This window comes from Nocardiopsis sp. RV163, from assembly GCF_001029525.1.
GTDB lineage: Bacteria > Actinomycetota > Actinomycetes > Streptosporangiales > Streptosporangiaceae > Nocardiopsis > Nocardiopsis dassonvillei.
Window position 1 is genome coordinate 43946 of the sequence record NZ_LEKI01000021.1, and the last position, 9086, is coordinate 53031.

General features: G+C 70.9%; 10 protein-coding genes. 8 read left to right on the forward strand and 2 right to left on the reverse strand.

The features are described 5' to 3' along the window. Positions 1-4 precede the first annotated feature (4 nt). Positions 5-991, forward strand: coding sequence for a zinc metalloprotease (locus ABD54_RS06490; protein WP_047868519.1), 987 nt, complete (start codon positions 5-7; stop codon positions 989-991). 67 nt (positions 992-1058) lie between these two features. Further along, positions 1059-2066, forward strand: coding sequence for a tryptophan--tRNA ligase (locus tag ABD54_RS06495; protein ID WP_047868520.1), 1008 nt, complete (start codon positions 1059-1061; stop codon positions 2064-2066). A gap of 51 nt (positions 2067-2117) precedes the next feature. On the opposite strand, the gene ABD54_RS06500 is transcribed toward ABD54_RS06495, so the two are convergent. Together ABD54_RS06500 and ABD54_RS06505 are read right to left on the reverse strand one after the other, a co-directional pair. Beyond that, on the reverse strand, positions 2118-2687 hold the full coding sequence (locus tag ABD54_RS06500; RefSeq protein ID WP_047868521.1) for a nicotinamidase: 570 nt from the start codon (positions 2685-2687) through the stop codon (positions 2118-2120). 131 nt (positions 2688-2818) lie between these two features. Continuing rightward, complete coding sequence (locus tag ABD54_RS06505) at positions 2819-4120, reverse strand: nicotinate phosphoribosyltransferase (protein ID WP_047868522.1); 1302 nt, start codon at positions 4118-4120, stop codon at positions 2819-2821. 133 nt (positions 4121-4253) lie between these two features. Here ABD54_RS06505 and ABD54_RS06510 point away from each other — a divergent pair, with 133 nt between their 5' ends. The 6 genes from ABD54_RS06510 (at position 4254) to rdgB (ending at position 8573) form a co-directional block, all read left to right on the forward strand. Next, positions 4254-4688 (forward strand): Mov34/MPN/PAD-1 family protein, encoded by a 435-nt coding sequence (locus tag ABD54_RS06510; protein WP_047868529.1) that lies wholly within the window; start codon positions 4254-4256, stop codon positions 4686-4688. 95 nt (positions 4689-4783) lie between these two features. Next, positions 4784-5062: a MoaD/ThiS family protein gene (locus ABD54_RS06515; RefSeq protein ID WP_047868523.1), complete on the forward strand. Its 279-nt coding sequence runs from the start codon at positions 4784-4786 to the stop codon at positions 5060-5062. A 7-nt stretch (positions 5063-5069) separates the two neighbouring features. Next, positions 5070-6017: a PLP-dependent cysteine synthase family protein gene (locus ABD54_RS06520; protein WP_047868524.1), complete on the forward strand. Its 948-nt coding sequence runs from the start codon at positions 5070-5072 to the stop codon at positions 6015-6017. Positions 6018-6364: 347 nt separating this feature from the next. Next, a complete protein-coding gene (locus ABD54_RS06525) occupies positions 6365-7117 on the forward strand; it encodes an MBL fold metallo-hydrolase (protein ID WP_047868525.1) in 753 nt (250 codons plus the stop codon). A 74-nt stretch (positions 7118-7191) separates the two neighbouring features. Then, positions 7192-7911 carry a ribonuclease PH gene (gene rph / locus ABD54_RS06530; protein ID WP_013151440.1) on the forward strand — a complete coding sequence of 240 codons (720 nt, stop codon included), beginning with the start codon at positions 7192-7194 and terminating at the stop codon, positions 7909-7911. A 56-nt stretch (positions 7912-7967) separates the two neighbouring features. Continuing rightward, complete coding sequence (rdgB, locus tag ABD54_RS06535; protein ID WP_047868526.1) at positions 7968-8573, forward strand: RdgB/HAM1 family non-canonical purine NTP pyrophosphatase; 606 nt, start codon at positions 7968-7970, stop codon at positions 8571-8573. Positions 8574-9086: the final 513 nt, after the last annotated feature.

Here is a 9086-nt window from a genome sequence, read left to right on the forward strand (position 1 = left end):
GCTGATGTGCGGGTTCGCCCTGGCCGGAATGGTCGCGGCCACGGCACCCGGCACCGTAGCGACCGACTCCCCGCGCTCCCGGGCGGCGCAGGGGGAGGCCGAAACGCTTGATCCCTGCCTGCCCGGCGCCGCCAGGGTCACCGACCCGGACGCGGCCGGTCGGTCAGCCGGCGGCAGCGAGGTGACGCCGCGCCAGGCGGCCCTGTACGAACAGCAGCTCCAGGAGGCACTCGGCCCCCTGCGGGGACAGGAACTCCAGCCGCCCCACACCGTCCCGGTCGTGGTGCACGTCATCTCTGCCGAGGACGGCCGCGGCGAAGTCAGCGACGAACGCGTCCGAAGGCAGATCGACGTCCTCAACGCCGCCTACGGCGGCGACACCGCCGCGAGCCCGGCCCAGGCCGCCGAGGCGGCCCGCCGGGCAGGGGGCGCGGTCACCGCCGCACCCACCGACACCGGCTTCCGCTTCGAGCTCAGCGAGGTCACCCGCACCACCAACGAGGAGTGGTTCACCAGCTTCGCCGAACACCGCGACACCGTCCACGCCGAACTGCGCAAGGGTGACGCGGCGACCCTCAACATCTACACCTCGAACCTGGGCTCCGGCCTGCTCGGCTACTCCTCCTTCCCCCAGGACTACGAGGACGCGCCCGAACAGGACGGCGTGGTCATCTCCCACGACACCCTGCCCGGCGGCGACCGCGACCGGTTCAACCTCGGCCACACCGGTACCCACGAGGTCGGCCACTGGCTCGGGCTCTTCCACACCTTCCAGAACGGCTGCTCCTCGCCCGGCGACTACGTGGACGACACCGCCTACGAGCGCGAGGCCGCCTCCGGCTGCCCCGAGGGCCGCGACACCTGCCCCGAGCAGGAGGGCGAGGACCCCGTCACCAACTTCATGAACTACAGCGACGACGCCTGCATGACCCACTTCACCGAGGGCCAGGCCGCGCGCATGGTCGAGCACTGGGCGGCCTTCCGCGCCTGACGCGGCGGCGCCCGGAGGCGCGTGGCCGGGACCGTGCGCGGGCCCGGCCGACGCTAGGCTTGGTCCCATGGCAGCGAATACGTACCTGACCGGGATCAAGCCCACCGGCGACTTCCACCTGGGCAACTACATCGGCGCGATCAAGCCCGCCCTGAGCGCGGCCACGGCCTACGACACCTACTACTTCATCGCCGACTACCACGCGCTCAACACCATCAAGGACGCCGACGAGCTCCGCCACAGCATCCGGTCAGGCGCTGCCACCTGGCTCGCGTGCGGGCTCGACCCCGAGCGGACGATCGTCTACCAGCAGTCCCGGGTTCCCGAGACCTTCGAGCTCACCACCATCCTGAGCGCACTGACCCCCAAGGGCCTCATGAACCGCGCGCACGCCTACAAGGCCGCCCGCGACCGCAACAACGAGGCCGGGATCACCGACCTGGACGCCGGGATCAACATGGGGCTGTACAACTACCCCATCCTCATGGCCGCCGACATCCTCGTCATGGAGGGCACCCGCGTTCCCGTGGGCCGCGACCAGTCCCAGCACATCGAGTACACCGCCGACATCGCCGGGTACTTCAACCACCGCTTCGGCGGCGCCTACAGCTTCCCCGTCCCCAAGGGCGTCATCGACGACAGCGACGCGAGCATCCTGCCCGGCGTCGACGGCCGCAAGATGAGCAAGTCCTACGACAACCACATCCCGCTCTTCCTGCCGGAGAACAAGCTCAAGAAGGCCGTGCGCCGCATCCCCACCGACTCCACGCCGGTCGAGGACCCCAAGGACCCCGACAGCTCGGTGCCCTTCCAGCTGCTCACGCACTTCGCCGACGCCCAGAAGGTCTCCGAGGTGCGCAAGCGCCTGGAAGCGGGCGGTATGGGCTGGGGCGACCTCAAGAACGAGCTGTTCGAGGCGATCAACGCCGAGCTGGGCCCCAAACGGGAGCGCTACGAGGAGCTGATGGCCGACCCGGCCCGGATCGACGCCGTCCTGGCGGCCGGGTCCGAGCGCGCCCGCGAGCGCGCCCGCGCCACCCTGGAGCGCGTGCGAGCCGCCGTCGGCGTCGTCTGACACGCGGGGCGGCGGCGCGCGCCGCCGCCCCCCGCCCGCGCACGGGGTGCCTCAGCCGACCAGCGGCTCGCCCTCCAGCTCCACGCCCGCCTCGCGCAGCCGCTCCAGCGCCGCGTCCACGGTCGGGCGCGACACCCCGGCGGTCAGCCCGAGCAGCACCCGCGTGCGCAGGCCCTCGGCCGCCGCGTCCAGGGCGGTCGCCTTCACGCAGTGGTCCATGGCGATGCCCACCACGTCCACCTCGTCCACGCCGCGCTCGCGCAGCCACGAACCCAGCGTGACCCCGTTCTCCCCGGTCACGCCCTCGAAACCGCTGTAGGCGGCCGTGTAGTGCCCCTTGTCGAAGACCTCCTCGGCCAACGAGGCGTCGAAGCCGGGATGGAACTCCACCCCTGGCGTGCCCGCCTCGCAGTGGCGCGGCCAGCTGTCCACGAAGTCGGGTTCCTCCGAGAAGTGCTTCCCCGGGTCGATGTGGAAGTCGCGCGTGGCCACCACGTGGTCGTAGTCGCTCGCACGGGCGTACTCGGTGACGGCGGCCGCTGTGCTGGCCCCGCCCGCCACCGCCAGGTTCCCTCCCTCGCAGAAGTCCTTCTGCACGTCCACCACGATGAGCGCCCTCACAGCGGCACCCCTTTCCTCGTCGTCGGATCCGCCCGGGTCCGTGCACCACCGCCGGTCCGGCCCGCACCGCCCCCTGTCGGAGGCCGCCCGGGCGGCCGTTCGCCGGTGCGCGGGCCCTCACGCGACATCCTCTAGTGGAACACCGTCGGCAGCGCGGCTTCGCCGCGCGACATCCGCAGGGCTTCCTCGGGAAGCTCCGCCACCGCCGCCCGGTGCCGCTCCCGGGCCTCGTGCACGCTCTCGTGCCCCACCACCACGCCGTCGGCGACCAGGGGCCGCAGCAGCGGGCGCGTTCCCACCTGCGGGGACGGAGGGTGGGGGTAGACGTCCTCGGACACTGCCGTCCCCTTGTCGTCCAGCCGCCGCGACGCCCACTTGCGCCCGCCCCGGCTCGGCTTGCCCACCGAGCGCTTGGCCACCGGCTCCAGCGGTGCGTCCTCCTCCAGGCCGCGCGCCCGCGCCACCAGCTTGTACACCAGGGACACCGTCGGCGCGCCCGAACCGGTCACCAGGGAGGTGCCCACCCCGTAGCCGTCCACCGGCGCCACCGCCAGGGCCTGGATGGAGTGCTCGTCCAGGTCCCCGGTCACCACGATGCGGGTGTCCGTCGCGCCCAGGGAGTCGAGCTGCTCCCGCACGCGTCCGGCCTGGGCGGCCAGGTCGCCCGAGTCGATCCGCACCGCGCCCAGCCCGGGCCCGGCCAGCTCCACGGCGGTGCGCACCGCGCGCTCCACGTCGTAGGTGTCCACCAGCAGGGTCGTCCCATCGCCCAGGGACTCCAGTTGCGCCTTGAACGCGTGCCGCTCGCTGTCGTGCAGCAGAGTGAACGCGTGCGCGGCCGTTCCGCCGGTGGGCACACCGTGGGAGCGCCCGGCCTCCAGGTTGGAGGAGGTGGCGAACCCCGCGACGTAGGCCGCTCGGGCCGCGGCGACCGCGGACCGCTCGTGCGTGCGCCGCGAGCCCATCTCGATCAGCGGCCGACCGCCCGCAGCCACCGCCATCCGCGTCGCGGCCGAGGCGATCGCGCTGTCGTGGTTGTACACCGACAGGGCCAGCGTCTCCAGGAGCACGGCCTCGGCGAAGGAGGCCTCCACCACCAGGATCGGCGAGCCGGGGAAGTACGCCTCGCCCTCGCCGTAGCCCCACACGTTGCCCGAGAACCGGTAGTCGGCCAGCCACTCCACGGTGCGCTCGTCCACGACCCCGTTGTCGGACAGGAAGTCGAGTTCCTCCGTGCCGAACCGGAAGCGCTCCAGCAGCTCCAGGAACCGGCCCGTTCCGGCCACGACTCCGTACCTGCGCCCCTCCGGCAGTCGTCGGGCGAACATCTCGAACACCGAGTGACGGGCGGCGGCTCCGCTGTGCAGCGCCCCCTGGAGCATCGTCAGTTCGTAGTGGTCGGTGAGCAGCGCGCTGCTGCTGTCCTCGCTCATGCGCACGAGCCTAATCCGTGCCGGGTGGGACGGATGAGGTCGCCCCCACCAGCACCTGGCCGCCGCGGCCTCGGTGTTCGCCAACAATACCCATTTGGTTGGTAGGGAACCGGATGTAGGTACCCTGGTGGGCATGCTGAGGATTGATCGCGCGATCTACGACAGGATCGTCGCACACGCCCGCCGCGACCACCCGGACGAGGCGTGCGGCGTCGTGGCCGGACCCGAGGGCTCCGACAGCCCCGAACGCCTCGTGGAGATGGCCAACGCCGAACGGTCGCCGACCTTCTACCGGTTCGACTCCCTCGAACAGCTCAAGGTCTGGCGTGAGATGGACGACCGCGACGAGGAACCCGTCGTGATCTACCACTCCCACACCGCCACCGAGGCCTACCCCTCGCGCACCGACATCTCCTACGCGTCCGAGCCGGGCGCCCACTACGTGCTCGTGTCCACGCGCGAGCCCGACAGCGTCGAGTTCCGCTCCTACCGGATCGTCGACGGCCAGGTCACCGAGGAACCGGTGGAGGTCACCGGGCCCGGCGACGGCGCCGCGACCGCCCCTTAGGTTCCACACCACACCGGGCGGCGCCCAGGAATGGGCACCGCGCGCCCCCTGTTGGCAATGAACGCACACCAACGACCGCTAACGGAGAAACCCTCATGGCCATCAAGGTCCGTATCCCGACCATCCTGCGCAACCTGACCGGCGACGCCAAGGAGGTCGAGGGGTCCGGCGACACCCTCGCCGAGCTGTTCGCCGACCTGGACAGCCGTTACCCCGGCATCGCCGAGCGCCTGGTGAACGATGGCAAGCTGCGCCGCTTCGTCAACGTCTACCTCAACGACGAGGACGTGCGCTTCGTCGGCGGTCTGGAGGCCAAGCTCTCCGACGGCGACGACGTGACGATCCTGCCGGCCGTGGCCGGCGGAAGCCGCTAGGCCGCACATGCGCTACGACTCCCTGCTCGACTCCCTCGGCGGTACGCCGCTCGTCGGCCTGCCCCGGCTCTCGCCCTCGCCGCAGGTCCGGCTATGGGCGAAACTGGAGGACCGCAACCCCACCGGCTCGATCAAGGACCGCGCCGCGTTCTTCATGATCGAACAGGCCGAGAAGGACGGGCTGCTCTCCCCGGGGTGCACCATCCTGGAGCCGACGTCGGGGAACACCGGCATCTCGCTGGCCATGGTCGCCAAGCTGCGCGGCTACCGCATGGTCTGCGTCATGCCGGAGAACACCTCCGCCGAGCGCAAGCAACTGCTGGCCATGTGGGGGGCCGAGGTCCACTTCTCCGAAGCCGCGGGCGGCTCCAACGAGGCCGTCCGCGTCGCCAAGGAGATGGCCGCGGCCCACCCCGACTGGGTGATGCTCTACCAGTACGGCAACCCGGCCAACGCCCGGGCCCACTACGAGACCACCGGGCCCGAGATCCTCGCCGACCTGCCGGGGATCACCCACTTCGTGGCGGGGCTGGGCACCACCGGCACCCTCATGGGGGTGGGCCGCTACCTGCGGGAACACCGGCCCGACGTGCAGATCGTGGCGGCCGAGCCCCGGTACGGCGAGCTGGTGTACGGGCTGCGCAACCTCGACGAGGGGTTCGTGCCCGAGCTCTACGACGAGTCCGTGCTCACCACCCGCTTCTCAGTGCCCTCCGAAGCCGCCCTCAGGCGGACCCGGGAACTCCTGGACAAGGAGGGCATCTTCGCGGGAGTCTCCACCGGCGGTGCCCTGCACGCCGCGCTGGGCATGGCCCGCAAGGCCGAGAAGGCGGGGGAGAGCGCCGACATCGCCTTCGTCATCGCCGACGCCGGTTGGAAGTACCTGTCCACCGGCGCCTACGAGGGCACGCTGGAGGAGGCCGAGGAGCGCCTCGACGGCCAGCTCTGGGCCTAGGCTCAAAGCCTGGACGGGCCCGCCCGGCGCCCGCCGCGACCCTTGCGGGAGCGGCGGTCCGGGCCCGGCGGAGGCCGGCACCCTCGGGCGCCGGCCTCCGCGCCGTTCTGAACACCGGGGAAACACGGCTCGAACAAACAAGACATACTTCGTCAAGCGGTGTGAAAAATTCACACGTGATCGAGGTCGCGTGAGACGCGGGCCACATTTTGTACCACCCGGGCGGGCATTGGGGTACACCCGTAACAACGGGACATCCGCAGAACCAGCCGCCATCCGCACTCCGCACAGACTCTCGGCGGGGGTGCCACGGACGCCGCGCGGCCCATCGAGAAGGCGACGACGACGTGCGACTCACGATTATCGGGTCCTCGGGGAGCTTCCCCGGGCCGGACAGCCCGGCTTCCTCCTACATGCTCGAAGCGGACGGCTACCGCCTCCTGCTCGACATGGGCAACGGCGCGCTCGGAACTCTCCAGCGGCACGTCGACATCTACTCCGTCGACGCCGTCTACCTGAGCCACCTGCACGCCGACCACTGCTTCGACCTGTGCTCGTACTGGGTGGCCAGGGCCTACCACCCGGGCGGCGCCAAACCCCGCATCCCGGTCTACGGGCCCGGCGGCGTGGCCCGGCGGATGGCCGAGGCCTACGGTCTGGAGCCCGACCCTGGGATGACCGAGGTGTTCGAGTTCCACGAGCTCTCCCCCGGCCCGTTCCGGATCGGCCCCTTCCAGGCCCGTGTCGACCACGTCAACCACCCGGTGGAGGCCTTCGGCATCCGCTTGGAGCACGGCGGCGCCTCCATGGCCTACTCCGGTGACACCGGGGTGTGCGACTCCCTGGTGGACCTGGCCGCCGACACCGACCTGTTCCTGTGCGAGGCCGCTTTCCAGGACCACCTCGACCACCCCAAGGACATGCACCTGACGGGCAGCGAGGCGGGCGAACACGCCAGCCGGGCCCGCGCCCGCAGCCTGCTGCTGACCCATCTGGTGCCGTGGAACGACGACGGCGTCACCCTCAACGAGGCGCGCTCCACCTACGACGGGCCCATCGGCCTGGCCCGCAGCGGCCAGGTGCACACGGTCGGCGGCTGACAGGGGAAGGGCGTCGGCCGCGCGGTCGCGCACTCCAGCACCGCGGGGCACGCCACGGATATACGCTCTTGTCCATGGCCCGACCTGACGGACGCGTTCCGACCCAACTCCGCCCTGTGACCATCACCCGCAACTGGCTCCGCCACGCGGAAGGCTCCGTACTCGTCGAGTTCGGGGACACCCGCGTGCTCTGCGCCGCCAGCGTCGAGGACGGCGTCCCGCGCTGGCGCCGTGGCACCGGAGAGGGGTGGGTCACCGCCGAGTACGCGATGCTGCCCCGCTCCACAGACACCCGCGGCTCGCGCGAGTCGGTCCGCGGCAAGATCGGCGGCCGCACCCACGAGATCTCCCGCCTGGTCGGCCGCTCCCTGCGCGCCGTCGTGGACTTCAAGGCGATGGGCGAGCACACCATCACGCTGGACTGCGACGTGCTCCAGGCCGACGGCGGTACCCGCACCGCCGCGATCACCGGCGCCTACGTGGCGCTCGCCGACGCGATGAAGTGGCTGCGCAAGCGCCGCAAGCTCAAGAACAACCCCCTGACGGGCTCCCTGGCCGCGGTAAGCGTCGGCGTGGTCCAGGGCCAGCCCCGGCTGGACCTGAACTACCTGGAGGACTCGGTCGCCGACACCGACATGAACGTCGTCATCACCGGCGACGGCAAGTTCATCGAGGTACAGGGCACCGCCGAGGGCGCCCCCTTCGACCGGGACCTGCTCAACCAACTGCTCGACCTCGCGGTCTCCGGCTGCGGGGAACTGACCGCGATCCAGAAGAAGGCGCTGTCGGAGTGACCGCCGCCCCACGGGCCAGTGCCCGTACCGGCGGTGCGCCCCGGGGAGGGGGAACCGTGAAGATCGTCCTGGCCACGCGCAACGCGAAGAAGGTCCCGGAGATGCGTGCCATCCTGGCCGACGCCGGGGTGGAGGCGGAGGTGCTCTCCCTCGACGCCTTCCCTGACGCGCCGGAGGTACCCGAGACCGAGGCGACCTTCCTTGGCAACGCGCTGCTTAAGGCGCGGGCCATCGCCGAGCACGCCGGGCTGCCCGCCGTCGCAGACGACTCCGGCATCGCCGTGGACGAACTGCGCGGGATGCCCGGAGTGCTGTCCGCGCGTTGGGCCGGCCGCTTCGGCGCGGGCGACCAGGACCGGGCCAACCTGGATCTGGTCCTGGACCAGATGGCCGACACCCCCGCCGAGCGCAGGGGCGCCGCGTTCGTGTGCGCGGCGGTGCTGGTGATGCCGGACGGGACCGAGGCCGTCGCAGAGGGCGTGCTGCGCGGCCGTCTGGTGCGCGAGCGCCGCGGGGAGAACGGCTTCGGGTACGACCCGGTGTTCGTCCCCGAGGGGGAGAGCCGCACCACGGCGGAGCTGTCCCCCGAGGAGAAGAACGCGATCAGCCATCGGGGGATCGCCTTCCGCAAGCTCGCCCGGGAGCTGGCGGACATCCTCTGAGGCCCCGGACGTGTTCCGGGGCCACGTCGGCCCCCGTCCCCGGGGCGGCTCCGCCCCGGGGACAAAAAATCTCGACCTCCCGTGTTTGGGCCCGCGGGCCGCGGGAAGGGTCAGTGACAGACGACAAGCAAGCCGACGAACGACCAGGCCCCGGACTGGAGTCCCCTCCGCGTCCAGGCGGATTTGACGCCGCCGCTGAGGTTGCCTACTATCGATCGGGTCGCTGCGGGACGGCGAGACGCCCAATTGGGTCGACTCGGAACCGGACCGCTGTCCTGACCTCCTCTCCAGAGCTTCAATGGTTCGAGCATGTGCTCGGGGCGTGTACGCTCGGGGAGTTGCCTCGAAAGAGGAACTGGTCTTCTTGATCCGGTGCAATTTCGCAGAAACCGCCGATTTGGCGGGGCGCGGAACACCTGATAAAGTAAAGACACAACAAAGCGGAAACGCACAACGCCTTCGGCGGAAAAGCTCACAGCAGCTTGTACACGAAGAGCGGTTGTTTCTTGAGAA